This window comes from Kribbella sancticallisti (assembly GCF_039530625.1).
GTDB classification, from domain to species: Bacteria; Actinomycetota; Actinomycetes; order Propionibacteriales; family Kribbellaceae; genus Kribbella; species Kribbella sancticallisti.
This window is the reverse complement of record NZ_BAAAOS010000049.1, coordinates 54,172-76,836: the sequence shown is the minus strand read 5'-3', so window position 1 is coordinate 76,836 and position 22,665 is coordinate 54,172. Positions and strand designations below refer to the sequence as shown.

General features: G+C 68.1%; 18 protein-coding genes. 7 read left to right on the top strand and 11 right to left on the bottom strand.

Annotated features, from left to right (window positions below; genetic code table 11):
- Positions 1 to 115: 115 nt before the first annotated feature.
- From ligD to ABD255_RS31690, 3 genes are all read right to left on the bottom strand, one after another.
- Positions 116 to 1,096 carry a non-homologous end-joining DNA ligase gene (gene ligD / locus ABD255_RS31700; protein WP_344220471.1) on the bottom strand — a complete coding sequence of 327 codons (981 nt, stop codon included), beginning with the start codon at positions 1,094 to 1,096 and terminating at the stop codon, positions 116 to 118.
- 93 nt (positions 1,097 to 1,189) lie between these two features.
- Entirely contained in the window at positions 1,190 to 2,335 is a 1,146-nt protein-coding gene (locus ABD255_RS31695; RefSeq protein WP_344220470.1) for a branched-chain amino acid aminotransferase, read from the bottom strand.
- A 1-nt stretch (position 2,336) separates the two neighbouring features.
- Positions 2,337 to 3,638 carry a helix-turn-helix domain-containing protein gene (locus ABD255_RS31690; protein WP_344220469.1) on the bottom strand — a complete coding sequence of 434 codons (1,302 nt, stop codon included), beginning with the start codon at positions 3,636 to 3,638 and terminating at the stop codon, positions 2,337 to 2,339.
- Between the two features lie 241 nt (positions 3,639 to 3,879).
- On the opposite strand from ABD255_RS31690, the gene ABD255_RS31685 reads away from it, so the two are divergent.
- Positions 3,880 to 4,329 carry a hypothetical protein gene (locus tag ABD255_RS31685; protein ID WP_344220468.1) on the top strand — a complete coding sequence of 150 codons (450 nt, stop codon included), beginning with the start codon at positions 3,880 to 3,882 and terminating at the stop codon, positions 4,327 to 4,329.
- 101 nt (positions 4,330 to 4,430) lie between these two features.
- Positions 4,431 to 5,195 (top strand): helix-turn-helix transcriptional regulator, encoded by a 765-nt coding sequence (locus tag ABD255_RS31680; RefSeq protein ID WP_344220467.1) that lies wholly within the window; start codon positions 4,431 to 4,433, stop codon positions 5,193 to 5,195.
- 30 nt (positions 5,196 to 5,225) lie between these two features.
- Here ABD255_RS31680 and ABD255_RS31675 read toward each other — a convergent pair whose 3' ends face one another.
- Entirely contained in the window at positions 5,226 to 8,237 is a 3,012-nt protein-coding gene (locus ABD255_RS31675; protein WP_344220466.1) for a S8 family serine peptidase, read from the bottom strand.
- A 325-nt stretch (positions 8,238 to 8,562) separates the two neighbouring features.
- Here ABD255_RS31675 and ABD255_RS31670 point away from each other — a divergent pair, with 325 nt between their 5' ends.
- The 4 genes from ABD255_RS31670 to ABD255_RS31655 all read left to right on the top strand — a co-directional run bounded on the left by ABD255_RS31670 (position 8,563) and on the right by ABD255_RS31655 (position 14,834).
- Entirely contained in the window at positions 8,563 to 9,309 is a 747-nt protein-coding gene (locus ABD255_RS31670; protein WP_344220465.1) for a hypothetical protein, read from the top strand.
- A gap of 526 nt (positions 9,310 to 9,835) precedes the next feature.
- Complete coding sequence (locus ABD255_RS31665; protein ID WP_344220463.1) at positions 9,836 to 11,611, top strand: chitinase; 1,776 nt, start codon at positions 9,836 to 9,838, stop codon at positions 11,609 to 11,611.
- A gap of 68 nt (positions 11,612 to 11,679) precedes the next feature.
- Complete coding sequence (locus ABD255_RS31660; RefSeq protein WP_344220462.1) at positions 11,680 to 13,341, top strand: NAD(P)/FAD-dependent oxidoreductase; 1,662 nt, start codon at positions 11,680 to 11,682, stop codon at positions 13,339 to 13,341.
- Positions 13,341 to 14,834 (top strand): ATP-binding protein, encoded by a 1,494-nt coding sequence (locus ABD255_RS31655; protein ID WP_344220461.1) that lies wholly within the window; start codon positions 13,341 to 13,343, stop codon positions 14,832 to 14,834. Before ABD255_RS31660 ends, ABD255_RS31655 begins: the two co-directional genes overlap by 1 nt.
- 17 nt (positions 14,835 to 14,851) lie before the next feature.
- Here ABD255_RS31655 and ABD255_RS31650 read toward each other — a convergent pair whose 3' ends face one another.
- The 3 genes from ABD255_RS31650 to ABD255_RS31640 form a co-directional block, all read right to left on the bottom strand.
- Positions 14,852 to 15,274 (bottom strand): VOC family protein, encoded by a 423-nt coding sequence (locus ABD255_RS31650; protein WP_344220459.1) that lies wholly within the window; start codon positions 15,272 to 15,274, stop codon positions 14,852 to 14,854.
- A gap of 71 nt (positions 15,275 to 15,345) precedes the next feature.
- Complete coding sequence (locus tag ABD255_RS31645; protein WP_344220458.1) at positions 15,346 to 16,275, bottom strand: sugar kinase; 930 nt, start codon at positions 16,273 to 16,275, stop codon at positions 15,346 to 15,348.
- Between the two features lie 135 nt (positions 16,276 to 16,410).
- A complete protein-coding gene (locus tag ABD255_RS31640) occupies positions 16,411 to 17,034 on the bottom strand; it encodes a bifunctional 4-hydroxy-2-oxoglutarate aldolase/2-dehydro-3-deoxy-phosphogluconate aldolase (RefSeq protein ID WP_344220457.1) in 624 nt (207 codons plus the stop codon).
- Between the two features lie 192 nt (positions 17,035 to 17,226).
- Between ABD255_RS31640 and ABD255_RS31635 the strand changes: the two genes are divergently transcribed.
- Positions 17,227 to 19,035: an exo-alpha-sialidase gene (locus ABD255_RS31635; protein ID WP_344220456.1), complete on the top strand. Its 1,809-nt coding sequence runs from the start codon at positions 17,227 to 17,229 to the stop codon at positions 19,033 to 19,035.
- 8 nt (positions 19,036 to 19,043) lie between these two features.
- On the opposite strand, the gene ABD255_RS31630 is transcribed toward ABD255_RS31635, so the two are convergent.
- From ABD255_RS31630 to ABD255_RS31615, 4 genes are read right to left on the bottom strand one after another with little or no spacing between them, the layout of a single operon-like run.
- A complete protein-coding gene (locus tag ABD255_RS31630) occupies positions 19,044 to 19,895 on the bottom strand; it encodes a hypothetical protein (RefSeq protein ID WP_344220455.1) in 852 nt (283 codons plus the stop codon).
- On the bottom strand, positions 19,889 to 21,034 hold the full coding sequence (gene dgoD / locus ABD255_RS31625; protein ID WP_344220454.1) for a galactonate dehydratase: 1,146 nt from the start codon (positions 21,032 to 21,034) through the stop codon (positions 19,889 to 19,891). The genes ABD255_RS31630 and dgoD overlap by 7 nt, the downstream gene beginning before the upstream one ends.
- Positions 21,031 to 21,756 carry a FadR/GntR family transcriptional regulator gene (locus ABD255_RS31620; protein WP_344220453.1) on the bottom strand — a complete coding sequence of 242 codons (726 nt, stop codon included), beginning with the start codon at positions 21,754 to 21,756 and terminating at the stop codon, positions 21,031 to 21,033. Before ABD255_RS31620 ends, dgoD begins: the two co-directional genes overlap by 4 nt.
- A gap of 10 nt (positions 21,757 to 21,766) precedes the next feature.
- A complete protein-coding gene (locus ABD255_RS31615; protein ID WP_344220452.1) occupies positions 21,767 to 22,486 on the bottom strand; it encodes an SDR family NAD(P)-dependent oxidoreductase in 720 nt (239 codons plus the stop codon).
- Positions 22,487 to 22,665: the final 179 nt, after the last annotated feature.

The following is a 22,665-nucleotide window of genomic DNA, read 5'->3' as shown; positions in this document are numbered from 1 at the left end:
ATCCAACTGGAAACATTCGCTGGCGATGCTCAGCCGCGGGGGTCCTGTTCCAAGGGCCGCTGACGTTCACCAAGTACTGCCGTGGTGTCGCGCCCGCCGCAGATCAGACCGGTGGCTAGTCCTCCGGCGGAGGGGGTTCTTCGGCGCCTTCGGCTTCGTCGCGGGCGGCCCATTCGAGCAGGGTGTCGAGGGAGTAGGCGTCGTCGTCGATCGTCGCGTGCAGGTCACCGAGTTCGGCGAACCGGGCCGGGACCGTGGCGATGGTGAACGCCTTCGGGTCGACGTCGTCGATCTCGTCCCACCGGATCGGGGTGGACACCGTGCCCTCGGGGTTGCCGCGGACGGAGTACGCGCTGGCGATGGTGTGGTCTCTCGCGTTCTGGTTGTAGTCGACGAAGACGAGTTTGGGGTCGCGGTCCTTGCGCCACCAGGTCGTCGTCACGTCGTCCGGCGCTCGGCGTTCCACCTCGCGCGCGAACGCCAGCGCGGCCCGCCGTACGTCGGAGAACCCGTGCTCGGGCTTGATCCGCACGTAGATGTGGATGCCGGAACCACCCGAGGTCTTCGGATAGCCGGTGGCGCCCAAATCATCGAGTACTTCGTGCGCCACGTGCGCGACCCGGCGTACGCGATCGAACGGGCAGTCCGGCATCGGGTCCAGGTCGATCCGCCACTCGTCGGGTTTCTCGGTGTCGGCGCGGCGGGAGTTCCAGGGGTGGAACTCGACCGTCGACATCTGCACGGCCCAGGCGACATGCGCGATCTCGGTGACGCACAACTCGTCGGCGGTCCGGTTGTAGCGCGGGAACTTCACCCGCACCGTCTCCATCCACGGCGGCGCGCCATGGGGGAGCCGCTTCTGATGCACCTTCTCGCCCGCGACCCCCTCGGGGAACCGGTGCATCATGCACGGCCGCTCCCGCAAGGCACGCACGATCCCGTCCTCGACGGACAGGTAGTACTTCACCAGGTCGAGCTTGGTCTCACCCCGCGCCGGAAAGTAGACCCGATCCGGATTCGAGATCCGCACGGTCCGGTCCCCGACCTCCAACTCGATCGCCGGGGTCTTCTTCTTCGCCGCCTTGGACTCCGCCATGCCGCCAACCTAACCGCCGACACGGACATCCGGCAGCAACCAGCACCACCAGCCGCCGGCGTATCGCGGGGTTGGCGGCCTGGTGGGGTGCTGTCAGGCGAGCCGGGTGAGCCAGCCGTGCGGGTCGGGGACTCGGCCGTATTGAAGGTCGAGGAGGGACTTGCGGAGGGTGGCGGTGACCGGGCCTACGCCGTGGTCGACGGAGTGATCGCCGATGGTGAGGTCGCCGTCGGACCAGGCGAGGCGGCCGATCGGGGTGATGACGGCGGCCGTGCCGGAGGCGAACGCTTCGGTGATCTCGCCGCTGCGGAGGCCGTCGCGCCACTCGTCGGCGGAGATGCGGCGCTCCTCGACCTTGTGGCCGAGGTCGGCCGCGAGGTCGAGCACCGAGTCACGGGTGACACCTTCGAGGATCGAACCGGACAGTTCCGGCGTGACGATGCGGCCGTCGGAGTACACGAAGAAGAGGTTCATGCTGCCGCTCTCCTCGATCCAGCGGCGCTCGACCGCGTCGAGGTAGGCGACCTGATCGCAGCCGTTGGCGATCGCCTCGGCCAGCGCGGACAGGCTGGCGGCGTAGTTGCCACCGCACTTGGCCGCACCCGTCCCGCCCGGAGTAGCGCGGATCGAGGTGGTCGACAGCCAGATGGAGACCGGCTTGGGCCCAGTCTCGAAGTACGCCCCTGCAGGTGAGGCGATGACGCCGAACAGCACCTCGTTGGCCGGCCGCACGCTCAGCGCCGCCTCGGTGGCGATCATGTATGGCCGGAGGTAGAGGCTGGTCTCGCCGCTCCCTGCCGGCGGCACCCAGACCTCGTCCACCGTCACCAGCGCCCGCAGCGCCGCGACGAAGTCCTCCTCCGGCACCTGCGGCAGAGCGAGCCGCCGGGCGCTCCGGGTGAACCGGGCAGCGTTGACCTCGGGCCGGAAAGCCCAGACCGAGCCATCCTCGTGCCGGTAGGCCTTCAGTCCTTCAAAGATCTCCTGCGCGTAGTGCAGCACCGCGGCGGCCGGGCTCACCTTGAGCGGCGCGTACGGCGTCACCTTTTGGTCATGCCAGCCCTGATCGGCCGTCCACGACGCCACCACCATGTGGTCGGTAAACGACTGCCCGAATCCCGGCTTCGCCAGTACTGCGGTCCGCGCGTCCACCGTCGCCGGGTCGCTCCGCAACTCGACCTGGAAGTCCCATCTACCTGCCACTGTCGCTGCCTGGCTCTCTGTTGTCACTCTCGGCACGCTACCCCTGCAACCAGCCGGAGCTCGACCCACTGCCCACAGTGCGGTTGTCGAACGGCCTACGCCGCAGCAACTCGCGATAGTCCCGCACAGCAGCTCGCCCCGACTCCTCACCCCGTACTGCGGACAGCACGCGCCCGGCCGCGTCGTACAGAGGATGGGTGTGCCACTGGTCGGGCAGCTCCACCAGCACCCGCATCGCCACCGCCAGCCCGGCTGCGACCTCTCCCTCGATCACCAGGCACCTGGCCACCAGCAACTCCAGCTCGGCCCGCTCCCGAAGCCGCTCCGGCGGGCACGTGCTCAGCGCCCGATCCAGCGCCTCGTAAGCCGCGGCCGGCTCGCCGAGAGTCGCCCACACGCCACCTTCCCGGCCGTAGACCTCTTGCTGCGAGCAAGCGAACACCGAGGGCGCCTGCGCCGGCAGCTCGCCGGTCAATGCAAGCAGATCCCGGATGGCTCGCTGAGCCTCAGCGGCATCGCCCAGTGCAGCGAACACCTGAGCGCGGGCGGCAAGGGCGCGTGCCGTCTGCTCCGGATCGGCAGTCAGAGTCAACGCCTCAGCGGTCAGCACCTGCAGCTCAGGGAGTGAACGCCGCTCCACCAGTCCGCTGCACGCCTCCCACCCGCGAACCAGACTGCCAACCGCTCGCTCGCCCGAACTGTCGGCGGCTGCTCGGGCCGTCCGCCACCACCTCCCGGCGCTGCGGATCCGGCCGAGCCCTGTCAGCGTCAGCGCGATCAACACACCCAACTCGGCCGCAGGAACGGTCAGGGCAGTGGACCCGGGCATAGTGCTGGAACGAAGCAGTTGGAGGTCTGCCGTGAGGTCAGGCAGCAGGTCGGCCAGAGTGGTTGTGGCGAACTCGCGGCCATAGGTCGCCGTCACTGCTCGCCACTCGTCGCCCTCACGCCCTGGCCCGTACGAGTCCGCCAGCCCGAGCCGAACCGACTCCAGCAGATCGCCCCCGCCCGGCGCCACAGCCAGCGCACTCGGGACTGCCTCAGCCAGTTCGTGCTCGGGCTGTTCGGCGCGCCTGCGCTGCCCCGGCCGCTGAACCTCCGCCCTGGCAACCGCCTCAGCCGGCTGCTCATAGGCGGTCGTCAAGGCCGGGCCGGTTCCCAGCGCGCGATCACACAGTTGCGCGAGATGAACGGAGCCTGGACGCTGTCCGCGCTCTACCTGCGACAGGTAGCTGTGGTCGTAGCCAACTCGGGCGGCAAGCTGCCGCAAGCTCAGGGCGGCCGCCTGCCGGGACCGCCTCAACTGCACGCCGAACGCTGCCTCAGCCGACTCAGCCACAGGATCCTCCCCCTGCTCGAGCTGCGGGCCGGGCTGGCCGGCCCACTGGTCACGCCTGGTGGTTGCGGTGCGTATCGGGAACGCTACAAGGGCCTACCGACAGAACACGAGGCAGCGACGTCCGTCACCCAGCACAAGCCAGAAAGCCAAGCCCACAAGGGGTTGTGCCGGCTGTGGGCTGTCCGAACAGCCCACAGCTCACACCTGGTGACCACACCCCCTCACCACCAAGCCTTGACCCATGAACCCCTCGCACCGAGAACCAAGACTCTTCCACCTGATCCGGCAGGCCTCGGCCGTCGCCGACCCGCTGGCCGAGGGCGTCGAGTGGTCTGACGGGACAGTGGCCCTGCGCTGGCGAGGACAGTGGCCGGCGACGTCGGCCTGGGAGGGCGGCATCGACGCGGTGCTCGCCGTCCACGGCGCCAACGGCACCACCGAGCTCCGCTGGCTCGTCACCGTCCCGGGCACCCAGCGTCCACCCTCCACCGCCAACCCGGCCCTGCGCACGCCGGTCACGTCCACCCCAGCCCCGCGCTCACGAGTCCCGCCCACGTCGGCCCCGCGGAGCCCGGGCGCACGCCCTCCGGACCTGCCTGCGGTCGGTAGTTTGCGGCTGCCGGCAGCGGGGATGGATGGAAGGTGTGTCCAGTGCGGGCAGGTGTGGCCCTGCCTGAGCTGCGGGCCCTGAGGGTGCGGCGGCGCCGGCCGCCCGGGTGGACAACGGTGTCGACGGGCGGGAGCGCGGTCTAATCTGATCTCCACCGGTGTACAGAGCGCAAAGAGGTCGCAGTGCCAGAGGAAGACGAGAGGCCCAGTGTCGATCCGCTGGATGAGCTCGATGCGCAGCTGAATCGGTTGCGCAGCGTCGCCGACGAGTTGCGGGGGACCCGGGGGAAGCCGCAGCTCGCCGGCGATCAGGTCGAGCTGATCGAGGACGGGCCGACCCTGCTCCGGGCGTATGAGCGGCTGCAGGAGGACGCGCAGCGCGAAGTACGGGTGCTTGATCGGCCTCCGTACGTGACACCGCCGTCGACTCAGCAGCAGTTGGAGTTGGATAGGTTGCAGGCGGGCATCGCCTACCGGGCGGTCTACGGCACGGAGGTGTTCGAGAGCCAGGACATCATGGGCGTGCTGCCGCAGCTGCAGTCGGCGGGGGAGGTGAGCCGGGTGCTCGCCCAGGTGCCGATGAAGATGGCGGTCGGTGACGACGACACCGCCTTGATCGGGCTGACCAAACGCGCTGTCGGCGACTACCACCTGCTGATCCGGTCGTCCGGTCTGCTGGACGGCCTGATCGCCACCTTCGAGATGTTGTGGGCACTGGCCATCCCGATGCCGGCCCTGCCGTTCAACGGCGACTTCTCGGGGCTGCGGCCGGCCGACCGCGACATCCTTCTGCTGCTGGCCGGAGGAGCGACCGACGACAAGATCAGCCGCCACCTGCGGATCAGTCCCCGGACGACCCAGCGCCGGGTCCGCGCGCTGATGGAATCACTCGGCGCGCAGACCCGGTTCCAGGCGGGCGTACAGGCTGCCCGCCGCCGCTGGATCTAATACTGGGTGCTGCTTGCTAGATACTGCTTACTAGTTGACCGTTACTACCGTTCCGGCCCGGTTCGGGAACTCGACGAAGCCGGTGGAGCGCCGGTCGGTCGGCAGCCCGGACCACGAGGCGGTGACCTCGAAGGGCTTGCCTGCGGCAGGTGCCACCGACGGCGTCACCTTGAGCGCGTTGCCACCGGTCACCACATTGGTCTGCATCGTGTACTTCGTGGTGTCGGCGCCGGGCGGGTTCGACAGGGTGATCGCCAGGACGCCCCAGACCCCAGGGGTAGGCGCGGCCAGCGTCGCGGTCGCCTGGTTTGCGCCGGTGCCCTCGAAGGACAGCACTTGCATCCGGCCGTCGACCACCTTGTAGAGCACCATCCAGATGCTCCCGGCCGGGTCGACTGTCTTGATGTTCCACTGCACGGCCTTGGTGCCTGCCGTCACGGTCACCGGGTAGGCGGGCAGGTCTGCGTCAGCAGCACCCGCCGGGACCTCACCGGGTACCTGCGGCGCTGAAGCGAAGCCGTAGCCCCGGATCGGAGCACCGGCCTTGCCGGCCGTGACCTCGTAGGACACCGAGCCGGAGGCACCGGAGCCGCTGACGTTGGTCGGAGCCACGACGGAGGTCGGGACGACCACGATCGGGCTGCGGACCGAAGTACCGGCGCCCTCCCAGGTCAGCCAGCCGCTGGTGGTCTGGTTGGACGGTGCCGTGTCCTGGGTGAGCTTGATGGTGAAGGACCTCGTCTGGCCCTTCTGGAGGCTCAGGATCGACGGGGTGACGACAGCCTTCATGCCGGGCACGGAGACCGTCGCGCGGTACAGACCAGCGGTCACTGCCGTCACCCGGCGGGTGATGGTCTGAGTACCGACGAGTTGGCCGACTGCGATCGACGGTGCGTTGTAGTTGCTCGGGTTGATCGCCGGAGCGCCAGTACCGGTGTTGACGCCGTTGCCCTCCAGGTAGCCGAGCCAGTCGGCGTCACCGGAGTCGTAGACCAGTCCCGGGTTGAACATGCGCGACGGCTGGACCTCACCGGCGCCACGAGCGAACGGGTCGTTGTCTACGGCACCAGTAGCGGTCTTCACGTCACTAGTGGTCGTCATGAGAGCGGACTTGACCATCATCGGGGTCCAGTCGGGGTGCTTGCTGAGGTAGAGAGCAGCCAGGCCGGCAATGTGCGGCGCAGCCATCGAGGTGCCCGAGTAGAAGGCGTAGCTGTGTCCACCGTTGCTGGGCGGAGCAACCGCGGCCAGGACGTTCACACCCGGCGCCGCGATGTCCGGCTTGAGCAGGTTGCCGTGGTTGGACAGGGACGGGCCGCGCGAGGAGAAGTCGGCCATCTGCGGGTACGGCGTCGCCTTGCCGGTCTGGTTGCCCGGGACCAGTTGCGCGGTAGCGCCCGCAGTACCGGCGTAGGCCTTGACCGTCAGGGAGACAGGAGTATTCAGGTGCACGGTCGGTACGGCGTGGGAGTCGGCGACCATGTCCTGGTCGAACAGGTTGAGCAGGACCATGCCGATGCCACCTGCGCGCTTGACCTCGGCGGACTTGTCCACCCGCGCGCCGGCGCCACGGTCACAGACGACGATCTTGCCGGACACCTGAGTCGAGTCGAGCGTGTTGGGCAGGCACTGCGAGCCGTCGTACTCCGTGGCGGTGGCAGTCCGTGCAGCGGCGCCGGTGACGAGCGACTTGGGCCCGACGGAGCTGGCGATGCTGGTGCTGAGCCCGGCAAACTTCTCCCCGTTGCCGAGGACCACAGTGGCGTCGTACGGCGCTACTGTGCTCGCGCCCACGGTGGTCACCCAGGGGGACGTGTTGTCGAGCGTGGACTCGTACGGGCCCGAGTTGCCGCCTGCGGCCGAGACGAAGATGCCCGCGGACGCCGCGGACAGGAATGCGAGCTGGACCGGGTCCGTGTGCGCGGACTCGAAGATGGAGCCGACGGAGTAGTTGATGACGTCGACGCCGTCCGCGACGGCCTGGTCGACCGCGGCGAGGATGTCGGACGTGTAGCCGCCCGAGCCGACGCCGTCCTTGCCGGTCCACAACGCCTTGTAGACCGCGATCTTGGCCGCGGGGGCGATGCCGGAGACGGTGCCGAAGTTGATGCCGCTCTCGGCGACGTCCACTCCGGGGCGGCCGGCCGCAGTGGTAGCAGTGTGGGTGCCGTGCCCACCACCGTCACGCGCGGAGGCCCAGTCGGCTCGTGCGTCGGGCGGGGTGGCGCCGAGCCAGGCATCGCCGAAGTACTTGGCGCTGATGAGCTTGGTGTTGCACAGGTCAGCGGTGAAGTCCTCGCCGACCTCGCAGGAGCCGGTGAAGTCGTTGCCGTCGGCCTTGTGCATGACGATGGAGTCGCCGGAGCGGTACGGCCGGTACGGGTCCGCAGCGGTCGGAGGGGTCGTGCCCAGCTTCGGTCCGGACAGTGAGGCGCTCTCCGGCCAGATGCCTGTGTCAACAACGCCGACAACGACGCCCTTGCCGGCTTCGGCGTTTCCACCGAGCGCCTGCCAGACCCCGGCGCTCCCGGACAGCTTGAGGAAGTCCGCGGGCTTCTTGTCGTCCAGTGCCTTGTGTAGTTGGTCAGGAGTGACCGCGACGACGCCCGGCGTCTTGCTGAGCGCACTGACCTGGGTGCTGGTCAGGTCTGCCGCAAACGCGTTGACCGCCGTGGAGTAGTGCCGCGAGGCCTTGGCTCCGACCTTCGCCGCAACCTGGTTGTGCCGGCCGTTGAGGAAGGCGCTGTAGCGCTTCGAGTCGGGACTGGCGGTGTCGACCTTGCGGCCCTTCGCCGGCTTGGTGGCCTTCAGCCCGGCCACGCCGCCCCGGTAGGTGGCGACCGGCTTGTCGGCCAGCGTCACGACGTACTTGCCGGGCGCGAACTTCGGCAGTCCCAGCGAGCCGCCGAGATTGTCCGGCGGCGGTGATCCAGGTGGCGGGGCGGTCTGCGCCGCATTGACAGCGGGCGCCGCGAAAGCGGCCGCGCTCAGGACGGCGGCCGCGATCAACGCGGTCCGTCGACGCAAGGACAGATGGTTCACGCGATTCCTCCAGTGCTGGAGGGACGGGCGGATGTGCGTCCCTCATGTCCTGACCGCGGCTGTCGCCCCGGTCGCCCGCCCCCGAGCCCGGACGCCGACGAGCGTCCCAAACAAGACACCCCCAGTTCACCGTTTTGGCTCCAACTAGCCGCTGGCGAAAACCTGCCACCCACCTCCAGCACCGCTGCAAGAAGCTGCAACAAACTGTAGTCAAGTTGCTACAGCCTGCCTTGGAACGATATGAATCGTCTGACTTCGCCGGTGTTGCTCGGGGCGCGCCGGATCCTTCCGCCCATTCAATGGAGTCATCAGAGTCGGCTGCGACGTGGACGCACCGATGTGGCACACAGACAGCAATACGCTGATCGTGCAGGACACGAGCCTGACCGGAAATCCTCTCGTCCGGATCGAAGCGCGCGCGCAGGGATCACGGATCGGGATACTTCCGGGCTCCGAGGGTATGACCATGCCGGCGCTGTCTCCGTACGGCGACTGGATCGCCTTCATCTCGGCGTCGAACGAACAGCAAATCGGCTTCCTGCCGATCGATGGCGGCACGCCCATGCTGACCGGCGTTCCTTGGGGGACGGCCTCGGCCATCTCATGGGACACCGCAGGAAACAGGCTCGCGGTGGTGATGCAGGATGCCGGCCGGGAGTGGGTCGAAGTTGTGGATGCCCGGGCCGCGACCGGCAACGGAAGCGATGTGACGTGGAATTCCGCCTACCTTCCGTCGAGCCGGCATTTCGGCGATATCGTCTGGCAAGGCCACAGTATTGTCATCGCGCCGACGCCAACCACCTTGGGTGCCTCCGTTTCCATCCCGTTCGACACGTCTTCGCTTCGATCGGGCGGGGTGGTGCAGTGCTATCTGGACGGTGAGTACTACGGCACCTGCGCGTCGCCATTCACTGCGTCCGGGCTGGCCGGCGGCACCCATTCCCTGCAGGTGACCGCCGTCTGGAGCGGATTCCCTCCGGCGGAGAGCTACGGAACTGTAGCTACCCGCCTTCACCGTCGGGTGACTGTGCTGGGCCTCGGCTCATATTTGCCGCGGTGTGGGTGCACGTAAGAATCTCGAGAAGACCCAATTGCTGAATTGGCGTGAACGAAGCAGTGGGACCTGGTCACTTTCGCGCAACTCAAGAACGGAAGCGGACTGACGCGCAGCGTGAAGGATTTCGGGGTGAGTCTGGTCGCGTCGGCGGTGTCGAGCGTAGTGGGGTTGACTTTCTTCCGCACGACCTTGCCGGCATTGGGTTTGAGTCGTTGTCAGGCGAACGGTTCGTTGTGATCGAGCGTCCTGCCGGCGGTAGCCGAGTTGGTGACATCGTGTTCCAGACACCCTTGTCCGCGGTCGGGTCCGTCGGCCGGTCTGGGGTGCGGGCGCGGCTTGAACTTGTCGACGTCCAGCACGGTGAGGTGACCACCTCCGGCCTGCGCCAGGGTGCAGCCCCCAAAGTGCTCGCCGTTTTGGTTGACGGGGCCGCAGTCGCGGTCGGGTTTCGGACAGGGGCGGGGATCCGACAGGGGGATGCATTGACCGGGGGTTTGGGAGGGTCTCTACTTAATGGACGCTCGCCGTTGGAGGTTCGCTCATGCGTTCTCGGTGCTACGCCGCTCTGCTGGGGCTGTTGTTGGTTGTCGCTGGGCTGGTTGGGGTGGCTCAGCCGGCGCAGGCGGCCAATCTGCTGACCAATCCGGGGTTTGAGGCTGGGTCGTTGAGTGGGTGGACGTGTTCGGCTGGGGCGGTGGTGGGGAGTCCGGTTCGGACGGGGAGTTATGCGCTCAGTGGTGGGGTGACTGCGTCGGATACTGGGCAGTGCAGTCAGACGGTGGCGGTGCAGCCGGGGACGCAGTACACGTTGTCGGCGTGGGTGCGGGGGTCTTATGTGTATCTGGGGGTGACCGGCGGGGCGTCGACGTGGACGCCGTCGGCTGCCAACTACAGCCAGTTGACGGTGGCCTTTACCACTGGGGCCAGTCAGACCTCGGCGCAGATCTACCTGCATGGGTGGTACGGGCAGCCGGCTTATCTGGCTGATGATGTGAGCTTGGATGGGCCGGGTGGGCAACCGCCGGCCGGAGTACCGGGAGTGCCTGGAGCGCCCTCAGTCACCGGTACTACGAACAGCGCGATCTCCCTGGCGTGGGGGACATCCACTGGCACAGTCACCGGGTACCGCGTCTACGAGGGAGCGACCGTGGTCAAGACGGTCACGGGGACCTCCACGAGCATCGACGGACTCCCAGCTTGTACTAGTCACAGCTACTCGGTCGCGGCGTACAACAGCAACGGGGAGTCGGCCAAGAGCGCGGCTACATCGGGCACGACGACTGGGTGCACGAATACCGGGCTGCCGAAGCACGCGTTGATCGGCTACCTGCATGCGAGCTTCGCCAACGGCTCCGGCTACATCAGAGTGGCCGACATCCCGGCGGCCTGGAACATCATCAACCTGTCCTTCGGGGAGTCGACCACCGCGACGTCGGGTGATATCCGGTTCAACCGCTGCCCGGCCGCCGAGTGCCCAAATGTGGAAAGCGACGCGGACTTCCTCGCGGCGATCAAGGCCAAGCAGGCCCAAGGCAAGAAGGTGCTGATCTCGATCGGCGGCGCCAACGGGCAGGTCCAGTTGACGAGTACCGCGGCGCGCGATGCGTTCGTCAACTCGGTCAGCGCGATCATCGACCGCTGGGGTCTGGACGGTGTCGACATCGACTTCGAGGGGCACTCGCTCTACCTCAACGCGGGTGACACCGACTTCCGCAACCCGACCACGCCGGTGATCGTGAACCTGATCTCGGCGCTGAAGACGCTCAAGGCGAAGTACGGCGCGAAGTTCGTGCTGACGATGGCGCCGGAGACGTTCTTCGTGCAGGTCGGCTACCAGTTCTACGGCGGCGCGGGCGGTGGCGACAACCGCACCGGGTCCTACCTGCCGGTCATCCACGCGCTGCGGGACGCGCTCACCGTGCTGCACGTCCAGGACTACAACTCGGGACCCGTGATGGGTCTAGACAACCAATACCACAACATGGGCGGGGCCGACTTCCACATCGCGATGACCGACATGATCAAGGCCGGCTTCCCGGTCGCGAACACCGGCCACACCTTCCCCGGACTCCGGCAGGACCAGATCGCCTTCGGCCTGCCGGCCGCTGTCAGCGCCGGGAACGGCTACACCGCCCCCGCAGCCGTTCATCAAGCGCTCGACTGTCTGGTGAAGGGCCAGAGCTGCGGCGGGTACACCCTCCGGGGCGGATCCTCCCCGGCGTTCCGCGGGCTGATGACGTGGTCGATCAACTGGGACCGCTACTACAACTGGGAGTTCCAGAACAGCCACGCGCCGTACCTCGCGGCTCTGCCGTGACGGCCGGACGGATTCCGCCTGGGGATTAACGCTCACCGGAATTCGTCCGGCGCTGGTATGAAAGGAGCATGCCAAGCTCATCAGTCCGCCCGGTGATCCTGACCGTGGACGACGATCCGGGGGTCTCCCGGTCGATCGCCCGCGACCTGCGGCGCCGGTACGGCGAGGAGAACCGGATCGTCCGGGCGGAAGCCCCGGACCAGGCCATGGACGCCCTCAAGGAGCTCAAGCTGCGGGGTGAACCCGTCGCGCTCCTGCTGGCGGACTACCGGATGCCGGGCATGTCCGGAATCGACTTCCTCGAGGCGGCGATGGACCTGTACCCGCTGGCCCGGCGGGTCCTGCTCACGGCGTACGCCGATACCGACGCCGCGATCCAGGCGATCAACGTGGTCGACCTGGACCACTATTTGCTGAAGCCGTGGAACCCGCCGGAGGAGAAGCTCTACCCGGTGGTCGACTCGATGCTCGACCTCTGGCGCTCGACCCCGGAGTTGCCCACCGACGAGACCCGGGTGATCGGCCATCGCTGGTCGGCTCCCTCGTTCGCGGCGCGCGACTTCCTGGCCCGCAACGCGGTGCCATACCGCTGGTTCGGCGTGGACGACGACGAGAGCAAGCGCCTCCTGGAAGCGGCCGGAGTGGACGGCTCCACCCTGCCGGTGGTGATCACCCCGGACGCAACCGTGCTGGTGGCTCCGACCGAGGCTGAGCTGGCCGACAAGGTCGGGCTGTCGACCCGCCCGGCCGAGGAGTTCTACGACCTCGTCGTGGTCGGTGGTGGTCCGGCCGGCCTCGGTGCGGCCGTGTACGGCGCCAGCGAGGGGCTGCGCACGGTCCTGGTCGAGTCCCTTGCCACCGGTGGTCAGGCCGGCCAGTCGAGCCGGATCGAGAACTACCTCGGCTTTCCGGACGGCGTGTCCGGGGCGCAGTTGACCGACCGGGCCCGGCGGCAGGCGGTCCGCTTCGGCGCCGAACTGCTCACCGCGCGCCAGGTGGTCGGGCTGGAGACGATCGGGTCGGCCCGGCGGCTGCAGTTCTCCGACGGCAGCGAGATCTCCGCGCACTCGGTGATCCTGGCGACCGGCGTTTCGTACCGGACGCTGGAGGCGCCCGGGGTGGAGGATCTGTGCGGCCGGGGGATCTACTACGGATCGGCGACGACCGAGGGCCCGAGCTGTGCCGGCCAGGAGGTCTACATCATCGGCGGGGCGAACTCCGCCGGTCAGGCCGCGGTCTATTTCTCGAAACACGCGAAACGCGTGCATATGCTGGTAAGAGGTCCCTCGCTGGAGGCGACCATGTCGTCGTACCTGATTGACCAGATCGACGGCATCGACAACATCGAGGTGCACACCTGTACGCAGGTGGTGTCCTGCAAGGGTTCGGAACACTTGGAGCGGGTGACGCTGCAGAACAGCGCGACCGGGGAGAGCCGGGAGGTGGACACGGAGTGGATGTTCGTGTTCATCGGCGCGGCACCGCGGACCGACTGGCTGCCGGGTGACCTGCTCCGCGACGACCGGGGCTTCGTCCTGACCGGGCCGGACCTGCGCGGACGGCCGCCGGGCTGGGGGCTGGACCGCGATCCGTACCACCTGGAGACGAGCATGCCCGGCGTGTTCGCGGCCGGCGACGTCCGGGCCGAGTCCGTGAAGCGGGTCGCTTCTGCGGTCGGTGACGGCGCGATGGCAGTGACCTTGGTGCACCGATACCTGGAGATGCTCTGATGACCGAGTCCGCGTCCATGTCGGGGACCGACGAACCGCGCCGGATCACGCGCGATGAACTGCGCACACTGTTCCTGTTCGAGTCTCTGACCGACGACCAGCTGGACTGGCTGGTCCGCTCCGGGTACGTCGTCGACGTCGAGGAGGGCCGCGTCTTCGCCGAGGGCGACGAGGCCACCTGCTGCTACGTGCTGATGTCCGGCGGGCTGCGCTTGTGCAAGCTGCTGCAGGGCGAGGAGGTCGAGATCAACCGCACCTCGCAGCGCGGGGTGTACGCCGGTGCGTTCAACGCCTTCTTCGGGGCCGACGACCGCAAGGGCTACACGGCCTCGATGTACGTGCTCGAGCCGTCGGAGTTCTTCGTCGTCGACGCGGCCGCGATGGCGGAGATGATGAACACCTGGTTCCCGATGGCGGTGCACCTGATCGAGGGCTTCGCGATGGGGATGCGCCGGACCAACGAGACGATGGGCCAGCGGGAGCGGTTGCTTGCCCTGGGCTCCTTGTCGGCCGGCCTCACGCACGAGCTGAACAACCCGGCCGCGGCAGCGGTCCGGGCCGCCGCGACCCTGCGGCAACGGGTCGCCGGGATGCGGTCGAAGCTGGCGATGCTTGCCGACGGCACCCTCGACGCGACCAAGCTGCACCAGATCGTCGCGATCCAGGAGGACGCGGTCGAGCGGGTGGCGAAGGCGCGGGACCTGTCGCCGATGGAGCTCAGCGACGCCGAGGACGCGCTGACCGACTGGCTGGACGACCACGACGTCCGCAACAGCTGGGACGTCGCGCCGGTGCTGGCCGCGGTCGGGCTGGACGTGCCGTGGATGGAGGGGGTGCTGACGGCGGTCGGACCGGAGTACCTGGAGGGTGCTGTCCGGTGGCTGATGTACACGATCGACACCGAGTCGCTGATGAACGAGATCGACGACTCGGTCACCCGGATCTCCACCCTGGTCGGCGCGGCCAAGCAGTACTCGCAGATCGACCGGGCGCCGTACCAGGTGGTGGATCTGCGGGAGTTGCTGAAGTCGACGATGGTGATGATGTCGGGCAAGTTCGAGGGCCTGACCGTCGTGAAGGACTTCGACCCGGACCTGCCGCCGATCCCGGCGTACGCGGCCGAGCTGAACCAGGTCTGGACCAACATCATCGACAACGCGGTCTCGGCGATGAACGGTTCCGGCACGCTGACCATCCGGACCAAGCACGACGGGGCCTACGCCGTGGTCGAGATCGGCGACACCGGTCCCGGCATCCCGAAGGAGATCCGGAACCGCATCTTCGAGCCGTTCTTCACCACCAAGCCGATCGGTGAGGGCACCGGCCTGGGCCTGGACATCTCCTGGCGGATCGTGGTGAAGAAGCACCACGGCGACCTGCGGGTCGAGTCCCAGCCCGGCGACACCCGCTTCACGATCGTGCTGCCGATCGACCCGGAATCCGAGATCGAGGCGCAGGCCGACCTGATCCAGGGCTCAGATCCAGTCGGGTAAGCCGTTGTAGGGCACGGTCAGCATTCCTGCGGGGCGACGAGGACACAGAACGGGTGGCCGGCGGGGTCAGCGAGCACGTACAGCGGCTCGCCTCCCTCGTCGGTGCGATCCAGGAGCAGCTTCCCGCCGAGATCTTCCGCCCGCTGACGGTGACGCTGGAGGTCCTCAACGGTGGGGACGGCGAAGTCGAGATGCAGTTGCATCGGCACCTCAGCGGAGGGCCAGGTCGACGCAGGCAGGTCGCTGACCTCCTGGAACGCCAGCTTCCGCTTCCCCTCGCTGTCCACCAGCACCAGCCAGTCCGCGTCGTCGGCGCCGTCGGACGGCGGCTCGTCACCCGGCCGGTACCGCAGCCCCAGCAACTCTCGGTAGAACTCCGCCAACCCGCGCGCGTCCGTCGTGTCCAGCGCGGTATGCATCAGTTTCGGATAGCCGTCCACGAAGCACTCCCGATGGTGTGAGGAACTCCAGGCACCTCATCCCACTACCCAGCGGTCCGCTGCGCAATCGGTCAGCGCAGGGCGGTGCCGTGGGCGTGGTTGAGGAGGGTCAGGTCGTCGCGGGTCGGGAGGGATTCCCAGTCGCCGTGGGCGCCGACGCAGAAGGCGCCGGAGGTCGTAGCGCGGGCCAGACGGTCCTCGGATGGGAGGTTGTCGAGCGCGGCGGACAGGTAGCCGGAGACGAAGGCATCGCCGGCGCCGATCGAGTCGACGACCGTGACCGGGAGGGCCGGGCGGTGTATCGTGCCCGCCGTCGTGTGGGACCAGGCGCCCTTGGCGCCCGCCGTGATGACGACCTCTTCGACATTGGTGGTGAGGAGGTCGGCGACGGAGTCGGTGGCGTCGGTGAGGATGTCGAGTTCGTCCTCCGAGGCGAAGATCGTGGTGACGTGGGGGAGCAGTTCACGCAGTACTGCGGATGCTTCGGCGCGGGACCACAGTCGGCCTCGGTAGTTCACGTCCAGCGAGACCTTGGCCCCAGCAGCACCCCGTACTGCGGCCAGCGTCGCTGCGCGGGCCGAGTCCGACAGGGCTGGGGTGATTCCGGTGACGTGCAGCAGGCGGGGTGTCGCGGCGGCTAGGGCGGCGGTGCATTCGTCGGCGGTCAGGGTGGAGCCGGCCGAACCGCGACGGTGGTAGCTGACCCTGGTGATGTCGTGGGCCGGCTGGTCGAACGCGATGAAGCCGGTGAACGAGTCGTCGGAGAACCGCAGGTAGGTGGTGTCGACGGCTTCGGCGCGGAGGGTTCGCCGGATCAGTTGGCCGGGTTCGTCGTTGCCGACGGCGCCTACCCAGGCGACGTCGTGGCCGAGGCGGGCCAGGCCGATCGCGACGTTGCTCTCGGAGCCGGCGACGGACAGGTGAACGTCGCCGCCCATCCGCAGAGCGGACTTGGAGCGCAACGAAACCATCGCCTCGCCGAAGGTGAGAACGTCCGGCATCAGACCTCCGTAAGCAGGTGGAAGGGCTGAGGCGTGCGCGTGCGCGTGCCGCACCGGAGGTGAGCGCGCCGGCTGTGGACGTGAGCGCGCCGGCTGTGGACGTAGGGGCGCCGCAGGCCGGTGGAAGCTGGAAGGTCAGGCATCGGCGACTGCCTTGAGGAACTCGGCGGCGCGCATCGCCAGGTCGGATTGGGAGCCGCCTGTGCCGGCGTCGCCCAGCAGTGGGGAGCCGATGCCGACGGCGAAGGCGCCGGCGGCCAGGTACTCGGGGGCCGAGGTCGCGTCGATGCCGCCGACGGCGATGAGCGGGGCGTTCGGGAGGGGAGCACGAAGTTCGCGAAGGTAGCCCGGGCCGTGGAGTTTCGCGGGAAAGATCTTCACCGCGAGCGCGCCGAGATCGAGCGCTCCGACGACCTCGGTGGGGGTGAGCGCGCCGCACAGCAACGGCAGGCCGAGTTCCACAGTGCGGTGGGAGCCCCGGGTGATGGCGGGCGTGACCACGAAGCCAGCACCCGCCGCAGCGACCTCGTCGGCCTGAGCGGCGCTGACCACAGTCCCGGCGCCGAGCAGGACCGACGGGTCGAACTCGGACCGCGCCTTGGTGATCGCCTCCGAGCCGCCGGGCGTGGTCAGTGACACCTCCAGCGCGGTGATGCCGGCCTCGACCAGAGTCCGGATGCATTCCAGCGCCCGGTCCGGTCCATCGGCCCGGATGATGGCCAGTACTCTGCGTCGGCTGAGCTCCGCCAGCAGGTCCACAACAGTCTCCTTCGGTTGCCCGGGTTCACCGTATGGCACGACCGCGGACGGTCGTGCCGACGATTTGATCGATCAAGACATAGGACGTGGGATGTCCAAGGTTTCACACCCCAGAGAGGTGGAGAAGTTACGGGTGTAGCAACCCGCCCCGTTGTTTACTTTCCGTTCATCGGAAGGCAGGAACCGACACTCATGCCAAGATTCCGCCGCCTCTTCGTCCCACTGCTGTTGCTTGGCGCCGGCCTCGTCGCCGCGCCGCAGCAGACCCAACCCGCCGATGCCGCCGTCACCCAGACCGTCCTCTTCGACAAGGGGTTCGCCGGGTACGGCTGCTACCGCATCCCCGCGATCGTCCGGACCAAACTCGGCACTCTGCTCGCCTTCGCCGAAGCGCGCCGCACCTGGTGTGGCGACTCCCAGGAGATCGACCTGGTCGTCCGCCGGTCCGAGGACGACGGCCGGACCTGGTCTCCCCAGCAGATCGTGCTGTCCGGCACCGACGCAGACCCCGAAGCCGTCGCCACCCGGGGCAACCCGGCACCGATCGTGGACCTGGAGACGGGCCGGATCGTGCTGCTCACCACGATGGACCCCGGTACTACGAGCCGCCCGCGAACGCCGTACGTCCAGTTCAGCGATGACGACGGGAAGACGTTCAGTACGGCGAGGAACATCGGCGACCAGATCGACGACCCGACCTGGGGCTGGTACGCGACCGGCCCGGTGCACGGCATCCAGTTGACCCGCGGAGCGCCCAAAGGGCGTTTGGTCGCCGGGACCAACTACGACGTCGGCGGGAGAGGCGCTGGGCAACTCGTCTACAGCGACGACCACGGCGAGACCTGGCACAAGGGCGCAACCGACCTGCGTAGCGACGGGATGGTCCCGCAGGAGATCAGCGTCGTCGAGAAGGTTGACGGCGGCATCTATGCCGGCGCCAGGAACAACAGTGCCGGTACTGGCAACGACAGTCGTGCCTATGCCATCAGCAACGATGGAGGCGAGACCTACGCGACGAACTACACGACCATCCCGGGTCTGACCACGCCGATCGTGCAGGGATCGTTGCTCCGATTGCGGGCGACGGACCAGGGAGCGAAGTACAACCGGATCCTGTTCGCGTCGCCGGCTGATCCGGAGCGGCGCCGGTACCTGACGATCAGGTCGAGCTTCGACGAGGGCAAGACCTGGCAGTCGGTTGCCGACGGCACCAGGATCACCAGCGACTGGTCGGGGTACTCCGACATGACGGTGCTCGACACCGGTGAGATCGGGCTGCTCTACGAAGGCGGAACAGTCGACGCGCGGGACCAGATCCGCTTCGCTCGTTTCACCGAGACTGACATCGGTCACCCCGACGGCGCGGCCGGGCCGACCACGCCGGATGTCTCCGGTCTCGGCAACAACGGCATCCTTCGCGGCGGCACGACCGCGGTGACCGGGAAGTTCGGCCAGGCGCGGGATCTCGACGGCGTGGACGACGCGATCCAGTTGCCCTTCGCCGAGTCGCTGGCCGTCGGAGCGGGTGACTTCACGGCGATGGCGTGGATCAAGTACGGCGCCAGTACTGCGAACCAGGCGATCTTCTGGGCTTACGGGATCAACGAGTTCTCCCAGTTCTGGCTCCGCGCCGAACCAGGGAGCAGCCGGATCCGCGGCCTCATCACCACCAACGGGAACACCGCGGCCGTCGCCACCACCAAGGCCTACAACGACAACGCGTGGCATCACGTCGCCCTGCAACGCAAGGCGGGCACGCTGTCGATCTGGGTCGACGGGGTGCAAGCCGCGACCACCGCGGCGCCGGCCGGGTCGGTCAGTCCCGGCAGACCATTCAAGATGTATGTCGGTCAGCGGCTCGACGGGGCTCACCACTTCGACGGTTCGCTGGACGAGGTCCGCATCTACCGGCGTGCGATCACGCCGGCCGAACTGAACAGCATCCGCACCGCCAACTCCACGACCGTCCCGAACGTTGTGCTCGACCTGCCGCTCGGGTAGCAGAACCATCAGACTGACCTGGCGGACACCACAAGCCGCCAGGTCAGCACACCCGACTCCGGCACCACCGCGGCATCATCAGGTCCCGCCTCCGCGAGGTCGAAGACGCGACCGAGCATCGGCTCGACACCCAGGCTGCGGTACGGATCGCCGGCCGGAAACCCGCCGAGGTTGCGCCACAAGGCCACGGTAGTCGGTTGCCCAGGGCAATCGAGAGCGAAACTGAGCTCGAGCGGACCATCGACGACGGCAGCGGTCGGGCAGTCGACCAGCACGGCGCCGACGGCCGTACCGTCCGAGGGATCGTAACTGCTGAGCTCAAGCCCGGCCGGCGTGGGCCAAAGGCCCTCGACCCAAGGGGCACCAGGCGGGAAATCGACCAATCCGGCAGCCTCCGGATACAAGCGACAGACAGTGCCGGCCGGGGCGTCGACAAAGGCTCCGACCGCGCAGTCCAGCAGCGCGTGAGCGGCCCAGAGGAACCGATAGCCGGGTGGAGCGATCAGGCGGTAGTCGGTCCAGATGGTGTGCGTTTCGGCCTCAGCCGGTACGTCGCCGCCGTTGAAGCGGCGCAGCAGCACCGCATCCTCGTAGTGAACCGCGTCCCAGTCCTCGTCCTCCTCCAGCGAGGACCAAGGCTGATTCCACAGACCACCATGGTCGGGGACGCCTCGGACCGTCGGGAAGCACTCGTCCAGGCCGCCGACGTCGACATAGGACTCCAGCCCGTCGCGAGGGCCGGTGTGAAGGCCGGGGCCTGACCAGAACCACTCGCGTCCGCCCAAGGACAAGGAGGTCCAGCGGCCGCCGTCCTCCAGGTCGACGGCGACCTCGTTGATCGGCAAATCAGGCGTCACCATTCCGCGAACGATCCGTCCTCGTGCGTCCACACCGGGTTGCGCCAGCCGTGACCCTTCTTGTCGGCCTCGCGGACCGCGGCCTCGTCGACCATGATCCCCAACCCCGGCAGGGGATTCCACTCCGCATGTCCGTCCACCCAAGCGAACGGCGAAGGATCCGTCACGTATGCCGTCAGATCGCTCTCCACGTTGTAGTGGATCCCCCGACTCTGCTCCTGGATCAAGAAGTTCGGCGTGGCGAATGAGACCTGCAGGCTCGCCGCGAGCGAGATCGGCCCGAGCGGGCAGTGCGGTGCGAACAGCGCACCATGCGTCTCAGCCAGTACTGCGATCCGCCGCAACTCCGAGATCCCACCGGCATGCGACACATCAGGTTGCACCACGGCAACTCCCGCATCCAAGGCGGGAACGAAGTCGGAGCGGCTGTACAAGCGCTCGCCCAGAGCGACAGGCACGGTGGAACTACCGATCACCTCACCCAGGTGATGCAGATGCTCCGGCAGCACCGGCTCCTCGACGAACAGCGGATGCTGATCCTCCACCGCATGCAGGATCCGCCGGGCGGCGGCGACTCCCACCCGCCCATGCAGGTCGATCGCCACGTCCCGCTCATCTCCGAGCACAGAACGCGCGGCCGCCATCCGGGCCACGATGGAGTTGAGTTCCGCCAGCGAAGGAGACGGCTGGATCCGCCCGCTCGCGTTCATCTTCACCGCGGTCATCCCCGCGTCGACCTGCGCCGCGACCTGGTCCGCGATCTCGGCCGGCTCGTCGCCGCCGACCCAGGCGTAGACCCGGACGCGATCCCGCACCCGCCCGCCGAGCAACGACGCGACGGGCGCGCCATAGACCTTCCCGGCGATGTCCCAGAGCGCGTGATCCAGCCCGGCGACCGCGCTGCTCAGCACCGGACCGCCGCGGTAGAAGCCGCCCTTGGACAGGATCTGCCAGTGCCGTTCGATCTGCAGCGGGTCCTGGCCGATCAAGTACTCCGACAGCACCTCGATCGCCGTCCGCACCACCTCGGCGCGACCCTCGACGACCGGCTCGCCCCAGCCGACGACGCCGTCACTGGTCTCGATCCGGCAGAACAACCACCGCGGTGGGACGAGGAACGTCTCGATCCGCTCGATCTTCACGCGCGACCCCGACCCGACGAGTCCCGTACTGCGGACAGGTCCTCGGCTGCCTTCGCCAGAAGTTCCCGCATCGCCAGTTCGGCCCCTTCGGGGTCGTGAGCCCGGACCGCCTCGACCACGCGCGCGTGGCTCGGTACGGGATCGTCCGAGGGCTTCACCCGGTGGACCAGCCGGTCGCGATCGGCCAGGCCGGTCTCCATGATGACCTCCATCTTGGTGAGCAACTCGTTGCCGGTGGCAGCGAGCAGAGCCTTGTGGAACGCGAGATCCGCCGCGACCGCGGCCCGGTCGTCAGTGGCCGACGACATCGCCGCCAACGCCACGTCCAGCGCGGCGACCTGCGCGTCCGAAGCCCGTACTGCGGCCAGCCGGGCCGCCGCCGGTTCGACGATGCCGCGCACCTCGTGCAGTTCCTCCAGCAGTTCCGGCCGGACGTCGTCGTCGAAGTGCCAGCGGATCATGTCCGCGTCGAGCAGGTTCCAGTCCGACCGGGGCCGGACGAACGTGCCGCGCTTCTGCCGCGCGTCGACGAGTCCCTTCGCGGTCAGCACCTTCAGCGCCTCCCGCACCGCGGTCAGGCTGACGCCGAGATCCGCCTGCAGATCGGGCACGTTGATCGTCGCGCCCTCGGGGATCTGCCCCGACAGGATGCGCTGTGCCATCACCTCCACGATCTGCCCGTGCAGTCCCCGCGACACTCCGCGCTGAATCCCCGTCACCACGCACTCACCTTCATGCCGAGTCCTTGACCGCTGACCAACCACCGTCGACCACCAGGCTGGCGGCCGTCACGAACGACGCCTCTTCCGACACCAGGAACGTCACCGCGGCAGCCACCTCGTCCGGGCGACCGAGCCGCCCGATCGCGGTCGCCCGCGCACTCTGGGCCTTTCCCTCGGCGGTGACACGGTCCCACGCCGCGGTGTCGACAGGACCCGGAAGCACTGTGTTCACCCGGATGGATCCGCCGTACTCCACCGCCAGTTGCCGCCCGAGTGCCACCAGTGCCCCCTTGCTCGCGGCGTACGCAGGATGCCCGGGGATCCCGGCCAGTGCGTGCACCGACGACACCAGTACTACGGATCCGCCGCGCGCCGACAGGTCGGAGTACAGGGTCCTGAAGCCGAGGAAGGCGGCGGTGAGGTTCACGTCGAGTTGGCGTTGCCAGGACTCCGAAGTCAGCTCGTGAGCCGGCCGCACGTCGACCGTGAACGCGTTGCTGACCAGCCCGTCGATCGGGCCGAGGTCGTCGCGGCCGCGGGACAGTACTTCGGCCCAGGTGTCCGGTGAGGACACGTCGCCGACGACCGCGATGGTCCCGGCCGTCTCCTTGCAGGGCCGCAGGTCGACCTGGACGACGGAGGCTCCCTCGTCCAGCAAGCGCCGCACGCAGGCGGCCCCGATGCCGGTGGCGGCACCGGTCACCACGATGACTCGATCGGCCAGACGCACGGATCCTCCATCTCTCCAACGATGCAGCTCACCTTGATCGTGAGCATCTGACCACGTCAAGCGATTTCATCGTAATTTACGAATTAATATTGACACGTCGAGGCGGCGGCAGCAAGATCCTCCCCAGCGGCAGCAAGATCCCCCACGCCGCGAACCACTCAAAACCTGGCACCGCGAAG